At 70.8% G+C, this 16,393-nt stretch carries 16 protein-coding genes; 2 read left to right on the forward strand and 14 right to left on the reverse strand.

The window, feature by feature from the left end; all coding sequences use genetic code 11:
• From rsfS to rplU, 9 genes are all read right to left on the reverse strand, one after another.
• The coding region (gene rsfS / locus RIF89_RS04015) for a ribosome silencing factor (protein WP_309067859.1) at positions 1 to 278 on the reverse strand (278 nt) is incomplete at its 3' end.
• On the reverse strand, positions 278 to 1,648 hold the full coding sequence (locus RIF89_RS04020) for a hypothetical protein (protein WP_309067860.1): 1,371 nt from the start codon (positions 1,646 to 1,648) through the stop codon (positions 278 to 280). The genes rsfS and RIF89_RS04020, both read right to left, overlap by 1 nt.
• Complete coding sequence (gene nadD, locus RIF89_RS04025; protein WP_309067861.1) at positions 1,645 to 2,244, reverse strand: nicotinate-nucleotide adenylyltransferase; 600 nt, start codon at positions 2,242 to 2,244, stop codon at positions 1,645 to 1,647. The genes RIF89_RS04020 and nadD overlap by 4 nt, the downstream gene beginning before the upstream one ends.
• Before the next feature lie 9 nt (positions 2,245 to 2,253).
• Positions 2,254 to 2,478 (reverse strand): hypothetical protein, encoded by a 225-nt coding sequence (locus RIF89_RS04030; protein ID WP_309067862.1) that lies wholly within the window; start codon positions 2,476 to 2,478, stop codon positions 2,254 to 2,256.
• A 58-nt stretch (positions 2,479 to 2,536) separates the two neighbouring features.
• Entirely contained in the window at positions 2,537 to 3,814 is a 1,278-nt protein-coding gene (locus RIF89_RS04035) for a glutamate-5-semialdehyde dehydrogenase (RefSeq protein WP_375294425.1), read from the reverse strand.
• A gap of 69 nt (positions 3,815 to 3,883) precedes the next feature.
• On the reverse strand, positions 3,884 to 4,696 hold the full coding sequence (gene proB, locus RIF89_RS04040; RefSeq protein ID WP_309067863.1) for a glutamate 5-kinase: 813 nt from the start codon (positions 4,694 to 4,696) through the stop codon (positions 3,884 to 3,886).
• Complete coding sequence (gene obgE, locus RIF89_RS04045; protein WP_309067864.1) at positions 4,693 to 6,201, reverse strand: GTPase ObgE; 1,509 nt, start codon at positions 6,199 to 6,201, stop codon at positions 4,693 to 4,695. The genes proB and obgE overlap by 4 nt, the downstream gene beginning before the upstream one ends.
• Positions 6,202 to 6,317: 116 nt before the next feature.
• Positions 6,318 to 6,572, reverse strand: coding sequence for a 50S ribosomal protein L27 (gene rpmA / locus RIF89_RS04050; protein ID WP_055991412.1), 255 nt, complete (start codon positions 6,570 to 6,572; stop codon positions 6,318 to 6,320).
• A 24-nt stretch (positions 6,573 to 6,596) separates the two neighbouring features.
• Positions 6,597 to 6,905, reverse strand: coding sequence for a 50S ribosomal protein L21 (gene rplU / locus RIF89_RS04055; protein WP_203135253.1), 309 nt, complete (start codon positions 6,903 to 6,905; stop codon positions 6,597 to 6,599).
• Positions 6,906 to 7,145: 240 nt separating this feature from the next.
• Between rplU and RIF89_RS04060 the strand changes: the two genes are divergently transcribed.
• Positions 7,146 to 7,418, forward strand: a complete 273-nt coding sequence (locus RIF89_RS04060; RefSeq protein ID WP_309067865.1) for a DUF4031 domain-containing protein — start codon at positions 7,146 to 7,148, stop codon at positions 7,416 to 7,418.
• A gap of 18 nt (positions 7,419 to 7,436) precedes the next feature.
• Here the strand turns inward: RIF89_RS04060 and RIF89_RS04065 are convergent, their stop codons facing one another.
• A complete protein-coding gene (locus RIF89_RS04065; RefSeq protein ID WP_309067866.1) occupies positions 7,437 to 10,064 on the reverse strand; it encodes an Rne/Rng family ribonuclease in 2,628 nt (875 codons plus the stop codon).
• Positions 10,065 to 10,334: 270 nt separating this feature from the next.
• Between RIF89_RS04065 and RIF89_RS04070 the strand changes: the two genes are divergently transcribed.
• Complete coding sequence (locus RIF89_RS04070) at positions 10,335 to 10,931, forward strand: vitamin K epoxide reductase family protein (RefSeq protein WP_309067867.1); 597 nt, start codon at positions 10,335 to 10,337, stop codon at positions 10,929 to 10,931.
• A gap of 39 nt (positions 10,932 to 10,970) precedes the next feature.
• On the opposite strand, the gene ndk is transcribed toward RIF89_RS04070, so the two are convergent.
• The 4 genes from ndk to ileS form a co-directional block, all read right to left on the reverse strand.
• Positions 10,971 to 11,387: a nucleoside-diphosphate kinase gene (ndk, locus tag RIF89_RS04075; protein ID WP_309067868.1), complete on the reverse strand. Its 417-nt coding sequence runs from the start codon at positions 11,385 to 11,387 to the stop codon at positions 10,971 to 10,973.
• A 3-nt stretch (positions 11,388 to 11,390) separates the two neighbouring features.
• Positions 11,391 to 11,777 carry a DUF4233 domain-containing protein gene (locus tag RIF89_RS04080; protein ID WP_309067869.1) on the reverse strand — a complete coding sequence of 129 codons (387 nt, stop codon included), beginning with the start codon at positions 11,775 to 11,777 and terminating at the stop codon, positions 11,391 to 11,393.
• Entirely contained in the window at positions 11,774 to 13,159 is a 1,386-nt protein-coding gene (locus RIF89_RS04085) for a glutamate ligase domain-containing protein (protein WP_309067870.1), read from the reverse strand. The genes RIF89_RS04080 and RIF89_RS04085 overlap by 4 nt, the downstream gene beginning before the upstream one ends.
• Positions 13,156 to 16,393 (reverse strand): isoleucine--tRNA ligase (gene ileS, locus RIF89_RS04090; RefSeq protein ID WP_309067871.1); only part of this gene is annotated, 3,238 nt, incomplete at its 5' end. The genes RIF89_RS04085 and ileS, both read right to left, overlap by 4 nt.

Here is a 16,393-nt window from a genome sequence, read left to right on the forward strand (position 1 = left end):
AAGACGTGCACGACGAGGTCGCCGAAATCGAGCAGCACCCAGCGCGACTCGGCGCGGCCCTCACGACGCAGGCGCTTGTGGCCGGCCTCGTTGAGCTTGTCCTCGATCTCGTCCGCGATCGCGGCGACGTTGCGCTCGCTGCGTCCGGTCACGAGCAGGAAGACATCGACGAGCGGCAGGGGCTCGGACACGTCGAGGGCGACGAGATCCTCGCCGCCCTTCGCATCCGCCGCGGCCGCGGCGATCTCGAGCATTGTCAGCGATTCGGGAGAGGCCATCAGCCGAGGAGTCCATTCATGAAGGCGGCGACCACCACGCCGATGAGAGCGACGCCCAGCACGCCCGCCGCGATGCCGAGGATCAGGGTGAGGCGGTGCGTCTTCTCCGGTGCCGGCGGGCGGATCACCTCCGCTGGGCTCTTCGAGGTGCTCACCGCGTCGCTCGCGGCGATCGGCGTCGGCGACGACGCGAGCGGCAGCTCGCCGTCGATCAGCACGACGTCCACTTCCTTGCCGTCCGTCGTGCCGGCGGCGTGACCGCGCGACCCGAAACCGTCGGGCAGTGCATGCGTGCTCGTGATCAGGATCTCGCCGGTCGCGTCGATCGGCGCCGACAGCGGGATGGACCCCGGATCGGCGGCGAGGATCAGCGCGCTCGCGGCGGTGGAGGTGCCGCTCGAGTCGTTCGAGTGCGACAGGATCTCCTCGAACGACGCGGGCTGCTCAGCCGCAGGCTCCTTCAGCAGCGACGCGCCGAACGCGGGCGCGACGGTCGGGCGCTGGTCCGGCTCGTCCGCGACGGGCGCGTCCTCCGGCACATACACGGTCTCGACCCGCGACTCGGCGAACTCCTCGTCGGGCCGGGGCTCGGCGCTCGCCGGCTCGGCGGTGTCCTCGTACACGAGGTGGGCGACCGGCAGCTCGCGCTCGAACGGCACGGGCTCCTGGGCCTGGGACTCGGACTCTTCCGCCTGCGCGGCAGCGTGCTCGAACGGGACCTCAACGACCTCGTACAGCACCGAGGTCTCGTTCTCGCCGACGATCTTCGTCTCGATCGCGGCGAGGTTCGGCTCGTCCTCACCGGACTCCCGCTCGGCGGACTGGGCGGCAGCCGACTCGGCCTCCGCCGACTCGGGCGCCGCGGGCTCCGTCTCGTGAGCGGACTCGACCCCGGCGGGCTCGGCCTCGTCAGGCGGCACGACCGAGAACTGGGCCGTGCGGATGCGCTCCTGCTCGCGCACCTCGCGGCGCGTCAGCGGGCGCGAGCCATCCGTGGGCACGGACGGCGCGGACGACTCCCGAGCCGCAGCGTCGAGCGCCGCAACCTCCTCGACCTGCGCGGCGACGACTTCGGGTCGCTCAGCGGTCGGCTCCTCGACCACGTCGGCCTCGACGACGTCCCCCGCGACCGTCGGCTGAGCGGCCGACGATTCAGCCGGAGCGGGCTCGACGACGGCGGCCTCCACGACCTCGGCATCCTCTGGCGAGCCGACTTCGGCGTCGCCGGTGGCGCGCCCGTCCTCCGCGTCGCGTGCTGCCCTCGCGGCCTCGATCTCCTCCGCGCTGATGACAGGCGTCTGACCGGTCAGCTTCAGCTCGCGCAGCTGACGGCGCGTCAGCGGCTGCGACAGCTCGTCCGGTGTGCTCATGCGTTGCTCCGATACAGATGATGCTTCGCGATGTACTGCACGACCCCATCCGGCACGAGGTACCAGACCGGGTGGCCGCGGCTCACGCGGTCGCGGCAGTCGGTCGACGAGATCGCCAGAGCGGGGATCTCGAGCTGGCTGATCTCACCGCTCGGCAGCCCTTGGATGTCGAGGACGTGACCGGGGCGCGACACCGCGACGAAGTGGGCGAGATCCCACAGTTCATCGTGGTTCCTCCAGCTGAGAATCTGCGCCACGGCGTCCGCGCCGGTGATGAAGAACAGCTCGGCCTCGGGACGCTCGGCCTTGAGGTCGCGCAGCGTGTCGACCGTGTACGTGAGGCCCTCGCGGTCGACGTCCACCCGGCTCACCGTGAAGCGCGGATTGGAGGCGGTCGCGATCACCGTCATCTCGTAGCGCTGCTCGGCGGGCGAGACCTCCTGCTTCTGCCAGGGCTGCCCGGTCGGCACGAACACGACCTCGTCGAGGTCGAACGACTGCGCGACCTCGCTCGCGGCCACGAGGTGACCGTGATGGATGGGATCGAACGTCCCGCCCATCACCCCGATCCGCGGCGGCCTCCGCTGCACCGTCACAAGGACGACCTAGTGGCCGTGACCCGTCTCGTGCTCGGGACGGCCCTCGGCCGCGTGCACCTGCGCCGGGTCGGCGTGGCGGTTCGAGACGTTGCGGTACGACGCGGTCACGACCCCCAGCAGCGTGAAGACGGCGGCCGCGATGAGGCCGGCGGGCAGCGTCAACAGCATGACGTTGCCCTCGTGGTGCGACTCGGCGGCTGCGGCGACGGCAAGCGCTGCGGCGAGGTGCATTCGTGCTCCGTTCAGGTTGTGGCACGGGTGTAGAGAACGTGCCCGACCAGCTTATCTCTCAGACGCGGACCTGACCGGCGCCACGGCCGAGCCACTTCGTGCTCGTCAGCTCCGGAAGCCCCATCGGACCGCGGGCGTGAAGCTTCTGCGTCGAGATGCCGACCTCGGCGCCGAAGCCGAACTCGCTTCCGTCCGTGAAACGCGTCGACGCGTTGACGAGCACCACGGCCGAGTCGACCTCGGCGAGGAAACGCTCCGCGTTGCGCACGTCCGCCGTGACGATCGCCTCGGTGTGCCCCGTCGAGTACTGCCGGATGTGCGCGAGCGCGTCATCGAGCGTGTCCACGACGCGCATGGCGATGTCGAGGCTCAGGTACTCGGTCGCCCAATCCTCCTCGGTCGCCGGCTGGACACCGAGGGCGAGCGCGCGGACGGTTTCGTCGCCGTGCACCGTGACGCCCTCCGCCTGCAGCGCCGCGGCCACGGGCGCGACGAGCCGCTCGGCCGCGCTGCGCAGCACGAGGACCGTCTCAGCGGCGTTGCAGACGCTGGGGCGCTGGACCTTGGCGTTCACGACGATGTCGCGTGCCCAGTCGTCCGGCGCGGTCTCGTCGAGCACGATGTGGACGTTGCCGGCCCCCGTCTCGATCACCGGCACGGTGGACTCGGTCACCACGGTCTCGATCAGCCCGGCGCTGCCGCGCGGCACGAGCACGTCGATGTAGCCCCGCCCGTGCATCAGCGCCCTGGCGCCGTCGCGCCCGAACGCGTCGACCGACTGGATGGCCTCGGGACTGACGCCCTGCGCCTCGAGCGCATCGCGCATGACCGCGACCAGCGAGCTGTTCGAGGACAGCGCCGCACTGCCGCCGCGCAGCACGACCGCGTTGCCGGAGCGCAGGGCGAGCGCCGCGATGTCGACGGTCACGTTGGGACGAGCCTCGTAGATCGCTCCCACCACCCCGAACGGCACGCGCACCTGCTCGAGGTTGACCCCGCCCGGCATGCGGTGACCGCGCACGATCTCGCCGACCGGATCCGGCAGTGCCGCGATCTCGCGCACGGCGTCGGCCAGACCGGCGACGCGCCGGGCATCCAGCCGCAGGCGGTCGAGCAGACCGGCCCCGATGCCGTCGCGTTCGCCGCGCGCGAGGTCGTCGGCGTTCGCCGCGATGATCTCGTCGGCGTGCGCCACCAGCGCATCGGCGATCGCGTGCAACGCGTCCGCCTTCTGGCCGCTCGTCAGACGCGCGGTGACGCGCGCGGCGTCCTTCGCGAGACGCAGGCGATCCTGCGGGGTGTCGACGGCGACGTCCGGGGTCTCCACGATGCTCATGGCGCTTGTCTCCGCTGGGTTCAGGATGGGCGCGGCGCGTCCGGAAGAGCCCCTTCGGGCGGGACGCGGCTATTCGGAGAGTGTACCGAGCGGCACCGCAGCCGGAGACGGCTCGAACCAGGTGCCGACCCGCGCTCCCGACAGGGCGTCGGCGACGAGGTCCGCGCTCGTCACGAGCACGCCGATGCCGGCGCCCGCGGCGAGACGTGCGGCGGAGACCTTCGTGGCCGCTCCCCCGGTGCCAACGCTGTTGACGACAGTGGAGCCGAACTCCAGATCGCTGAGGTCAGCGTCGTGCGCGATCACGTCGAGCGGTTCGGCGTCCGGCTCGCTGGGCGGCTTCGTGTAGAGCGACGCGATGTCGCTGAGCAGCACCAGCGCGTCCGCCGACACGAGCTTCGCGACGAGCGCGGCGAGCCGGTCGTTGTCGCCGAAGCGGATCTCCTGCGTCGCGACCGTGTCGTTCTCGTTCACGATGGGCAGGATGCGCAACCCGAGCAGCCGCTCGATCGCGCGCTGCGCATTGCTGCGGTGCGTGGGGTTCTCGAGGTCGCCCGCGGTCAGCAGCACCTGCCCTGCCACGATGCCGAAAGGCCGCAGGGCCTCCTGGTAGCGGAACACGAGCACGTTCTGCCCGACCGCTGCCGCGGCCTGCTGGGTGGCGAGGTCGGTCGGACGCGCATCGAGGTCGAGGAACGGCATACCCGTCGCGATCGCGCCGGACGACACCAGCAGCACCTCGGCGCCGCGGCGATGCGCGTCGGCCAGCGCCTTCACCAGCATGGGGATGCGCCATGACGCCTCACCGCTGATCGAGGACGAGCCCACCTTCACGACGATGCGCCGGGCGTCGGCGAGGCCCGCGCGGTCGTGCGCCGTCACTCGTCGCCCTCGGCGACGTCGTCGCGGCGCGCCCTGCGCAGCTCGTCGGCCTCCGCGCGGGCGGCCGCGCGCGCGTCCTGGCGCGCGTGATACTGCTCGCGCCGCTCGTTGCTCGTGCGTCGTCCGCCCTGCATCAGACGGGGATCGGTGCCGCGCGGCGCCTGGATGAGCTCGGCGGCCGAGCCGATCGACGGCTCCCAGTCGAACACGACCGAGTCGCCCTCGCCGATCACGACGGTGGATCCCGGCACGGCTCCCGCGCGGAACAGCTCGTCCTCGACCCCCAGCTTGTCGAGGCGGTCGGACAGGAAGCCCACGGCCTCCTCGTTCTGGAAGTCGGTCTGCTGCACCCACCGCGTCGGCTTCTCGCCGAGGATGCGGTAGACGTTGCCGTACGTGCCACCCTCGACGCGGATCTCGAACTCCTTCTGGGAGCCCTTCGGCCGGATCACCACGCGCGGCTTCTCGGGCGCGGCGGGCTGCGCCTTGCGGTGCGCGTCGATGATCTCGCCGATCGCGAAGGTCAGCTCCCGCAGTCCCTTGCGGGCCACGGTCGAGATCTCGAACACGCGGTAGCCCTGCGCCTCGAGGTCGGGACGCACGAAGGCGGCCAGCTCCTCGGCCTCGGGCACGTCGGTCTTGTTCAGCACGACGAGCTGCGGGCGCTCCAGCAGCGGCGTCTGCCCCTCCGGCACCGGATATGCGCCGAGCTCGGCGCGGATGACCTCGAGATCGCTGAGCGGGTCACGGCCGGGCTCGAGCGTGGCGCAGTCGAGCACATGCACGAGCGCCGTGCAGCGCTCGACATGACGGAGGAACTCCAGTCCCAGCCCACGGCCCTCGCTCGCACCCTCGATCAGGCCGGGCACATCCGCCACCGTGAAGCGCACGTCGCCGGCCTGCACGACGCCGAGGTTCGGGTGAAGCGTGGTGAACGGGTAGTCGGCGATCTTCGGCCGAGCGGCCGAGATCGCCGCGATCAGGCTCGACTTGCCCGCGGACGGGAAGCCCACGAGCGCCACGTCGGCGACGGTCTTGAGCTCGAGGACGACGTCGCCCTCCCAGCCCGGCGTGCCGAGCAGCGCGAAGCCGGGAGCCTTGCGCTTGGGCGACGCGAGAGCGGCGTTTCCGAGACCGCCGCGTCCACCCGGGGCGACGACGAAGCGCATGCCGGGCTCGATCATGTCGACGAGCACCTCGCCGGACGGATCCTTCACGACGGTGCCCACCGGCACCGGCAGCTCGAGGTCCTCGCCCTGCGCGCCCGAGCGCATGTCACCCATGCCGAAGCCGCCGTTGCCCGCCGAGCGGTGCGGCGAGTGGTGGTAGCTCAGCAGCGTGGTGGTCTGCGGATCGGCGACGAGGATGATGTCGCCGCCGTCGCCCCCGTTCGCGCCGTCCGGGCCGCCGAGCGGCTTGAACTTCTCGCGGTGCACGGAGACGCAGCCATTGCCGCCCTTACCGGCGCGCAGATGAAGCGTCACCTCATCGACGAACGTGACCATGATCCCCACAGACTCTCAGAAACAGAAGGACGGGACGAGCCGAAGCTCGCCCCGTCCAACAAAAGGTATTGACCGCCGGGTGGAGGGCGCCGCTTGCGGCACCCGCCCGAGGAGTGCTACTCGCCCGCGACGATGTTGACGACCTTGCGGCCGCCCTTGTTGCCGAACTCGACCGCACCGGCGGCGAGGGCGAACAGCGTGTCGTCGCCACCGCGACCGACGTTGGCGCCCGGGTGGAAGTGGGTGCCACGCTGACGGACGAGGATCTCGCCCGCGCTGACGACCTGACCGCCGAAGCGCTTCACGCCCAGTCGCTGGGCGTTGGAATCGCGACCGTTGCGAGTGGAGCTCGCGCCCTTCTTGTGTGCCATTGCTCAGCCTCTGCTCTCTGGGACTTACTTGATGCCGGTGATCTTGACGCGCGTGAGCTCCTGGCGGTGGCCCTGACGCTTCTTGTAGCCGGTCTTGTTCTTGAACTTCTGGATGACGATCTTCGGACCGCGCAGGTTGCCGACGACCTCGGCCGTGACCTTGACCTTCGCGAGCTTCTCAGCGTCGGTCGTCACGTTGTCACCGTCGACGAAGAGGACGGCGGGCAGCTCGATCGTCTCGCCCGCGGCAGCCTGCACACGGTCGAGCTGAACGATGGTGCCGACCTCGACCTTCTCCTGCCGGCCACCGGCGCGCACAACTGCGTAAACCACTTCACACCTGTTTTCATTGGGGAGCCTCGTCCGGCTCCGGTATCTCACGGAAAGACTTCGCTTGCTCTCGCTGGCCGCGAGGGGCGTCTGCAAGACTTTCGTCGCGCCGCCATCCAGGGCGCACGACACAGGGGACGCACCAAAGGAATACTCTACCCGATCCGACGGGAATCCGGCAAAGCGGGGAGCCCGGCGCGTCGCAGGCGGAGCGGCGCGGCCGGGCGCGGATACGATCGTCGGATGGCGATCCTGGTGGACGATCCGGTCTGGCCCGCGCACGGGCGGCTCTGGGCCCACCTCGTGAGCGACGCGGACCTGCGCGAGCTGCACGACTTCGCCGCGGCGTCCGGGATCCCGGCGCGCTCATTCGATCGCGATCACTACGACGTGCCGGAGGATGCCGTCCCAAGGCTGATCGAGGCGGGCGCACGGCACGTCTCGGGCAAGGATCTCGTCCGGGCGCTGATCGCGTCGGGGCTGCGCGTGACGGCGCGCGAGCGACGCGGGCTCTAGCCCGCGTCGCTCGCGGGGTCAGTCCTCCGAGGAGGCCACAGGCGTGACCGGCACTGCCGTGCCGGTGAGCGCCGCGGTGGTGACCCGACGGCTGCGGCTGCGACCCTGGCCCGGCGCCTTCGGCTCCGGCAGCGCATTGAGCACGGAGTCGAGCAGCGTCTCGGCCGACGTCTTCGGCTGCTCGGCCTGCTGACGCTTGCGGCGCGCCTTCTTCGGCCGGTCCGCGCGCGAGCCGCCCTCCGGGGCGTCCTTCGACACCTCCTGCTTCGCGGGCGTGCGCGGACCCTCTGGCAGCTCGATCGCGACCTCCGAGAGCGCCTCGGCCTTCTCCGCCGGATGGATGGTGGAGGCGGCGATCTGCGCGAGCGCCGACTTCACACCCTCCGTGATCACGTGCGTGCCCGTGACGCTCGCGGCCGCGGACGAGGGCTGGCCGTTGCCGTTCCCATTGCCGCCGTTGCCGTTCGAGGAGCCGCCCCGCGAGCGCCGACCGGATCCCGATCCGCCGCCGTTCCCGCCCCCGCTGGGGCGGTGCTTCGCGACCGGGTCGTGGTGCACGATGACGCCGCGGCCGGCGCAGACCTCGCAGGCCTCGCTGAAGGTCTCGAGCAGCCCCAGGCCCAGCTTCTTGCGGGTCATCTGCACGAGGCCGAGCGACGTCACCTCTGCGACCTGGTGCTTCGTGCGGTCGCGGCTCAGGCACTCCACCAGGCGGCGCAGCACGAGGTCGCGGTTGGACTCCAGCACCATGTCGATGAAGTCGACCACGATGATGCCGCCGATGTCGCGCAGGCGCAGCTGGCGCACGATCTCCTCGGCCGCCTCGAGGTTGTTCTTGGTGACGGTCTCCTCGAGGTTGCCGCCCGAGCCGACGAACTTGCCGGTGTTGACGTCGACGACCGTCATCGCCTCGGTGCGGTCGATCACGAGGGATCCGCCGGAAGGCAGCCAGACCTTGCGGTCGAGGGCCTTCTCGATCTGCTCAGTGATGCGGTACGCGTCGAACGGGTCCTGCTCGTCCTCGTACTTCTCGATCCGATCGAGCAGGTCCGGCGCGACGCCTTCGAGGTAGCTCGTGATGGTCTGCTGCGCGTCCTCGCCCTGGATCAGCATCTTCGTGAAGTCCTCGTTGAAGACATCGCGGACGATCTTGACCAGCAGGTCCGGCTCGCTGTGCAGCAGGCTCGGGGCGTTGCCCTTCTCGACGAGCGAGTTGATGTGCGACCACTGCGACGTGAGGCGGTTGACGTCCCGCGTCAGCTGGTCCTCGGTCGCGCCCTCCGCGGCCGTGCGGACGATGACGCCGGACGACTCGGGCAGCACCTCCTTGAGGATCTTCTTCAGCCGCGACCGCTCGGTGTCGGGGAGCTTGCGCGAGATGCCGTTCATGGCGCCGCCCGGCACGTACACGAGGTAGCGGCCCGGCAGGGAGATCTGGCTCGTGAGGCGGGCGCCCTTGTGACCGACCGGATCCTTCGTGACCTGCACGAGCACCTTGTCGCCGGGCTTGAGCGCGAGCTCGATGCGGCGGGGCTGGTTGCCGGTCTCGACCGAGTCCCAGTCGACCTCACCGGAGTAGAGCACGGCGTTGCGGCCGCGGCCGATGTCCACGAACGCGGCCTCCATGCTCGGCAGCACGTTCTGGACGCGGCCGAGGTAGACGTTGCCGATCAGCGACGCATCCTGGCTGCGCGCGACGTAGTGCTCGACGAGCACGTTGTCCTCGAGCACCGCGATCTGGACGCGTCCGCTCTTGGAGCGCACGATCATCTGACGGTCGACGGCCTCGCGGCGGGCGAGGAACTCGGCCTCGGTGACGACCGGGCGGCGACGACCGGCCTCGCGGCCGTCACGACGGCGCTGCTTCTTGGCCTCCAGGCGCGTGGAGCCCTTGATGCGCTGCGGCTCGGTCACGACCTCGACGACGCGCTGACGGCGGCGTCCCGTGCTCTCCTCGGCCGGCGCGGCCGGGGTATCGGCCTCGCCCTCTCCACCACCGCGACGACGACGGCGACGCGACGAGCGGCCTGCGGCGGGCTCCTCGGGAGCCGCCGGCAGCGCCGGGAGCGGCTGCACGTCGGGCGCGTAGAAGTGCAGCGCCGTCGAGACCTGCGACACGAACTCCTCGGGCAGAAGCCCCAGGCTCACGGCGGTCGGAAGCTCGGGGGTCTCCGGGTCGGCCGGACCCTCAGCCTCAGCCTCGGCGGAGGTCTCGGGCTCGGTCTGAGCCGTGGGCTCGGTCGGAGCCGCGGGCTCAGCCTGAGCGGGCTCTTCGGCCTGAGCGGGCTCGGCCTGAGCGGGCTCGGCCTGAGCGGGCGCTTCAGCCTGCGCGGGCGCTTCGGCTTCCACCTCGGCCTTGCTCTGCGACTCGGGAGCGAGCTCGACGCCGGCCTCGGTCGTCGCCTCGGCCCCGCGCTCTTCCGGTCGGTCCTGCGACTCGCCGGCGGGAGATTCGTCGGCAGGCTCCTCGGCGGCCGACGGCTCTGCGGCGGGCTGCTCGCCCGCGGGCTCGTCGGTCGCCTGGTCCTCGAACCGCTGCTCGGGAGCCTGAGGCTCCTCGCCCAGGGGCTGTCCCGACTCGGACGCTACGGCGTCCGCAGCCTCGTCGAAGGTGCGCTCGTCCTGATCATTGTTCTGTTCAGCCATCTCTGGCGTGCTCCCTGCGGGCGGACATCCGCGCGTCGCCCGGAAATCTCTGGCGGTACCGCACTCGACGGGACCGCGAACTCTTTCGGCCTGCGACCGGCTCATGGCTCTGGTCGCGCGGGGCATCCCTTGCCCCGAAGTCTTCAATCGACGCGGTCGCGGCGCGGCCGCGGGTGCGTCACAGGTCATTATCGCATCACCGACGCGCACATCGCACGCAGGGGCGCCCCGCGCATCCGTGTCACAGGCCGCGCGGGAGAGAATGGGCCGGTGACCCAGACCCGCACCCGCCCCGTCGCCCTCGCCGTCTGGCTCGTGATCGCCGGCGTCGTGGGATGGTGGGCGGCCTACTCCCTGACGATGGAGCGCTTCCATCTGCTGATGGATCCGGCCGCCACCGCCGCATGCGATTTCAGCCTGCTCGTGCAGTGCACGGCGAACCTCGAGTCGTCGCAGGGATCGGTCTTCGGGTTCCCCAACCCGATCCTCGGCCTCACCGGCTGGGTCGCTCCGATCGTGGTCGGCGTGGCGATCCTCGCGGGCGCGCGGTTCGCGCGCTGGTTCTGGCTGCTGTTCCTGGCCGGGATGACGTTCGCCTTCGGCTTCGTCGTGTGGCTCATCTCCCAGAGCATCTACGTGCTCGGCACCCTCTGCCCGTGGTGCATGGTGACGTGGCTCGTCACGATCCCGTCGTTCTACGCCGTGCTGCTGCACACGCTCGCGATCGGCGCGCTCCCGTCCCCCGCCCGCCTGCGCCGCGGCGCGCGAACCCTGTCGGGCTGGCTGCCGCTGCTGGCGATCGTGAGCTACGCCCTGGTCGCGGTGCTCGCGCAGCTGCGGCTGGACGTCTTGGACAACCTGTTCTAGGCGACGCAGGCCCCAGCGTACGCCGGGGCCTCACGTTGCTCAGGAGAACCAGATGGCCAGTTCTCGCTGTGCCGACTCCGTCGAGTCGGAGCCGTGCACGAGGTTCTGCTGGACGGCGACACCCCAGTCGCGGCCGAAGTCGCCGCGGATCGTGCCCGGAGCGGCCGTCGTGGGATCGGTCGTGCCGGCGAGCGAACGGAAGCCCTCGATCACGCGGTTGCCGGCGACGCGGATCGCGACCACCGGGCCCGACATCATGAACTCGAGCAGCGGCTCGTAGAACGGCTTGCCCTCGTGCTCGGCGTAGTGCTGCGCGAGCAGGTCACGGCTGGGCTCGACAAGGCGGATGTCGACGAGCGAGTAGCCCTTCGCCTCGATGCGGGCGAGGATCGATCCGACGAGGGAGCGGGCGACGCCGTCCGGCTTGATCAGGACGAGGGTCTCTTCGGTGGCCATGTCTTATCCCTTGCTGTCTCGTTCGTTCTGGACGCGCTGCTCGATCCGCGCCCCTCCGATCGTCGCATACGCCCACATCGACCCGAACACGAGCGCCACGATCAGGACCGCCGGCTCGAGGATCGCGCCGAGCGCGACGACGACCTGCAGGATCCACCCGAGCGCGAAGGCCCACGGGCGCCGCAGCAGCCCGGCAGTCACGATCATCGCCAGCGCGACGACGCCTCCGGCGACGATCCCCCACCACGGGGCGATCGTCTCCGGCAGCGCCCGCAGACCGTAGACCACGAGGCCCGCGAGGAACACGATGATCGCCTCGAAGCCGAGCACGACCTGCCCGAGCTTCTCCGGCAGCGGCCGATAGCGCGGTGCCCTGCGCGCTTCGCTCATCGCTGCCACCCGGCCTTCCAGTCCTCGTCCTGCGACAGCCGCACCGCTTCGCCTGCGAGCACGACGGATCCGGCGATCGCGACCGCGCGGCGCGGCGATTCCGACGCCCACTCGCGCGCCGCATCCGCGGCCTCGCCGAGGTTCGCATGCACCGTGACGCGCAGGCCCGCGCTCTCGACAAGGTCGGCGAGCGCATCGGGATCGGTGGCGCGCTCGGACTCCGGCGCGGTGGCGAACACGTGCGCAGCGACGGGGCCGAGCTCCCGCAGGATGCCGATCGCGTCCTTGTCGCCGAGCACGCCGAGCACGAGGCCCCACTCGTCGAAGTCGAACGCCTCACGCAGCGCGGCGGCGAGGGCCGCGGCGCCGTGCGGATTGTGGGCGGCGTCGACGATCACCGTGGGGTCGATGCCCAGCAGCTGCAGGCGCCCGGGAGACGTGGCCTCCGCCAGGCCCTCGGTGAGCACCGCGCCGGCGATCGGCTGCGTCGCGGCCCCGATGAGCGACTCGACAGCGGCGATCGCGAGGGCCGCGTTCGCGCCCTGGTGACGCCCGTACAGCGGCAGGTACTCCTCCGGGTACTCCCCCGCCAGGCCGCGGACCGTGATGAGCTGTCCACCGACGGCGAGCTTGTCGTCCGTCAGGGCGAACTGCGCCCCCTCGAACGCGATCTCCGCGCCCTTGTCCGCCGCGACCCGCCGCAGCACGCGCTCGACCTCGGGACGCTGGCGCGCCGAGACGACCCGCGCGCCGTCCTTGATGATCCCGGCCTTGACGGTCGCGATCTCCTCGATGGTGTCACCGAGGCGATCCGCGTGATCCATGTCGATGGGCGCGAACACCGCGACGTCGCCGTCGGCCGTGTTCGTCGAGTCCCACGCGCCACCCATCCCGACCTCGAGCACGAGCACATCGATCGGGGCATCCGCGCACGCCACGAACGCCAGCACCGTGAGCAGCTCGAAGAACGTCAGCCGCTCCTCGCCCTGCGCTTCGAGCTCCGCGTCCACGATGCCGACGAACGGCTGGATCTCGTCCCACGCGTCCGCGACGGCCGCGTCGGCGATGGGGCGGCCGTCGATCAGGATCCGCTCCGTGAACCGCTCGAGATGCGGGCTCGTGAACAGGCCCGTGCGCAGTCCGTGCGCGCGGATCAGGCTCTCGATGATGCGGCTCGTCGAGGTCTTGCCGTTCGTGCCCGTGACGTGCACCACGCGATAGGTGCGCTGCGGGTCGTCGAGCAGCTCGAGCACGCGCGCCGTGCGCTCCTTGCGGGGCTGCACCCAGCGCTCGCCCGCCCGCGCGAGCAGGGTCTCGTACACCGCGTCGGCGCGCCGGCGGTCCTGGGGCGTGCCCTCGATGATGTCGTCCTCGTCGCTCACGCGGCTGCTCCGATCCGGCTCACGGCGACCGCGAAGTCGCCCCTGTTGGCGTACGTGCCCTTCTTGACCACTGCCGTGTGCTCGGCGTCCCCGTTGTCGTCCGATCCGGTCGCGTCGGCGTCGTCGACGTCCACGATCGCGTGCTCGAGGGCGAGCGTCTCGCCCGCCACGTCGGCGACGTCGAACGCGCCGCGCACGGCCGCCGCGTCCGCCGCGTCCGAGAACGCGAGGGACAGACGGATCCGGTCGCTCACGTCGAAGCCCGCGGCCTTGCGCGTGTCCTGCACGGCGCGGATGACGTCGCGCGCAAGGCCTTCGGCCTCGAGCTCCGGTGTGGTCGTGGTGTCGAGCAGCACGAAGCCGCCGGTCGGCAGCAGCGCGAGCGCCTCGCCCTCGGGACGCCCCGTGGTCTCGAGCACGAGCTCGTACTCGCCGGGCTCGAGCGTCAGGCCGCCCGCGGTGACGACGCCGTCGCGCTCGGACCAGTCGCCCTCCTTCGCGGCGCGGATCGCCTGCTGCACCTGCTTGCCCAGGCGCGGGCCCGCGGCGCGGGCGTTGACCGTCAGGCGGTGCGAGATGCCGAACTCGGCGGCCGTGTCGTCGCCCAGCGCCACGAGCTCGACCGCCTTGACGTTGAGCTCCTCGCGCAGGATGTCCTCGAACTGCTCCAGACCTGCGTGGGCGGTGACGACCGTGAGCTTCGCGAGGGGCAGGCGCACGCGCAGGCCCTCCTTCTTGCGCAGCGCGTTCGCGACGCTCGAGGCCTCGCGCACGGCGTCCATCGCCTCGCGGATGTCGGCCGCGCCCGGGAACGCGGCGGCATCGGGCCAGTCGGTCAGGTGCACGCTGCGTCCGCCGGTCAGGCCCTGCCACACGCGCTCGGCCACGAGCGGGACCAGGGGCGCCGCCACGCGCGTGAGGGTCTCGAGCACCGTGTAGAGCGTGTCGAACGCCTCGCGGCTGCGCGGGTCGTCGTCCACGCCCGTCCAGAACCGGTCGCGCGAGCGGCGGATGTACCAGTTCGTCAGCACCTCGGTGAAGTCGCGCAGCCGCGCCGAGGCGGTCGTCGAGTCGAGCGCGTCCAGGTCGGTCGCGACGTCGCGCACGAGCTCGCCGAGCCGCGCCAGGATGTACCTGTCCAGCACGTCGGTCGACGAGGTCGACCATGTCGCCTCGTAGCCGGAGCCCTCCGGGCCGCCCGCGGCGTTCGCGTACGTCGCGAAGAAGTACCACGAGTTCCACAGCGGCAGCAGGAATTCCCGCACGCCGGCGCGGATGCCCTCCTCCGTGACGATCAGGTTGCCGCCGCGCAGCACGGTCGACGACATCAGGAACCAGCGCATGGCGTCGGAGCCGTCGCGGTCGAACACCTCGGACACGTCGGGGTAGTTGCGCAGCGACTTGGACATCTTCTGGCCGTCGTTGCCGAGCACGATGCCGTGGCACGAGACGCCCGAGAACGCGGGCCGGTCGAACAGCGCGGTCGACAGCACGTGCATCACGTAGAACCAGCCGCGCGTCTGGCCGATGTACTCCACGATGAAGTCGGCCGGCGCGTGCGAGTCGAACCACTCGGCGTTCTCGAACGGGTAGTGCACCTGCGCGAACGGCATGGACCCGGAGTCGAACCACACGTCGAAGACGTCCTCGATCCGGCGCATCGTGCTCTTGCCCGTCGGGTCGTCCGGGTTCGGGCGCGTGAGCTCGTCGATGTAGGGACGGTGCAGGTCGACCTCGCCCTGCTCGTTACGGGGCAGGGTGCCGAAGTCGCGCTCGATCTCCTCGAGCGAGCCGTAGGCGTCGACGCGCGGGTGGTTCGGGTCGTCCGACTTCCACACCGGGATCGGCGAGCCCCAGAACCGGTTGCGGCTGATCGACCAGTCGCGCGCCCCCTCGAGCCACTTGCCGAACTGGCCGTGCTTGACGTTCTCGGGCGCCCAGGTGATCTGCTCGTTGAGCTCGAGCAGGCGGTCCTTGAAGTCGGTGACGCGCACGAACCAGCTCGACACGGCCTTGTAGATCAGGGGGTTCCGGCAGCGCCAGCAGTGCGGGTACGAGTGCTCGTACGACTGCAGGCGCAGCAGGCGGCCGCTCTGGCGCAGCAGGCGCACGAGGGGCGTGTTGGCGTCCATCCAGAGCTCCCCGGCGACGTCCGTCACCATGTCGAGGAAGCGTCCGTCGTCCCCCAGCGAGACGATCGTCGGGATGCCCGCGGCGTCGTTCAGCCGCTTGTCGTCCTCGCCGTAGGCCGGGGCCTGGTGGACGATGCCCGTGCCGTCGCCGGTCGTGACGTAATCGTCGACGAGGATGCGCCACGCGTTCTGCGTGCCCCACTTCTCGGTGTCGGCGAAGTAGTCGAAGAGACGCTCGAACCGCACGTCGGCCAGGTCGGCCCCACTGACGCGCGTGCGCACGGCGGCCTTCACGTCCTCCGCCGACGCATAGCCGAGGTCCTTCGCGTAGCCGCCCAGCAGCTCCTCGGCGAGCAGGAACTCTTCGCCCGTCACGCCCTCCTTCGCGCCGTCCGGACCGGTGGGCACGACCGCGTAGGTGATGGCGGGGCCCACCGCGAGGGACATGTTCGTCGGCAGCGTCCAGGGCGTCGTGGTCCACGCCAGCGCGCGCACGCCGTCGACACCCAGCGCAGCCGCCTTCTCGCCCGTGAGCGGGAACGTGACGGTGACCGATGGGTCCTGCCGGTTCTTGTAGACGTCGTCGTCCATCCGCAGCTCGTGGTTGGACAGCGGCGTCTGGTCGCGCCAGCAGTACGGCAGCACGCGGTAGCCCTCGTACGCGAGGCCCTTGTCGAACAGCTGCTTGAACGCCCACAGCACGCTCTCCATGAACGTGGTGTCGAGCGTCTTGTAGCCGCGCTCGAAGTCGACCCAGCGCGCCTGACGCGTGACGTAGTCCTCCCAGTCGCGCGTGTAGGTCAACACCGACTCCCGCGCCTTGGCGTTGAAGGCGTCGATGCCCATGTCCTCGATCTGGCTCTTCTCGGTGATCCCGAGCTGCTTCATGGCCTCGAGCTCGGCGGGAAGGCCGTGGGTGTCCCAGCCGAAGACGCGGTCGACCCTCTTGCCGCGCATGGTCTGGAAGCGCGGGAAGAGGTCCTTGGCGTACCCGGTGAGCAGGTGGCCGTAGTGCGGCAGGCCGTTCGCGAACGGCGGGCCGTCGTAGAAGACCCACTCCTCGGCTCCGTCGCGCTGCGCGATCGAGGCGCGGAAGGTGTCG

This window comes from Microbacterium sp., assembly GCF_031178525.1.
GTDB lineage: Bacteria > Actinomycetota > Actinomycetes > Actinomycetales > Microbacteriaceae > Microbacterium.

Excerpts from the sequence above, each read along its gene's own strand:
- RIF89_RS04020 (WP_309067860.1), bottom strand. The coding sequence starts at position 1,648 with ATGAGCACACCGGACGAGCTGTCGCAGCCGCTGACGCGCCGTCAGCTG.
- RIF89_RS04030 (WP_309067862.1), bottom strand. The coding sequence starts at position 2,478 with ATGCACCTCGCCGCAGCGCTTGCCGTCGCCGCAGCCGCCGAGTCGCAC.
- RIF89_RS04035 (WP_375294425.1), bottom strand. The coding sequence starts at position 3,814 with ATGAGCATCGTGGAGACCCCGGACGTCGCCGTCGACACCCCGCAGGAT.
- obgE (WP_309067864.1), bottom strand. The coding sequence starts at position 6,201 with ATGGTCACGTTCGTCGATGAGGTGACGCTTCATCTGCGCGCCGGTAAG.
- rpmA (WP_055991412.1), bottom strand. The coding sequence starts at position 6,572 with ATGGCACACAAGAAGGGCGCGAGCTCCACTCGCAACGGTCGCGATTCC.
- RIF89_RS04060 (WP_309067865.1), top strand. The coding sequence starts at position 7,146 with ATGGCGATCCTGGTGGACGATCCGGTCTGGCCCGCGCACGGGCGGCTC.
- RIF89_RS04065 (WP_309067866.1), bottom strand. The coding sequence starts at position 10,064 with ATGGCTGAACAGAACAATGATCAGGACGAGCGCACCTTCGACGAGGCT.
- ndk (WP_309067868.1), bottom strand. The coding sequence starts at position 11,387 with ATGGCCACCGAAGAGACCCTCGTCCTGATCAAGCCGGACGGCGTCGCC.
- RIF89_RS04080 (WP_309067869.1), bottom strand. The coding sequence starts at position 11,777 with ATGAGCGAAGCGCGCAGGGCACCGCGCTATCGGCCGCTGCCGGAGAAG.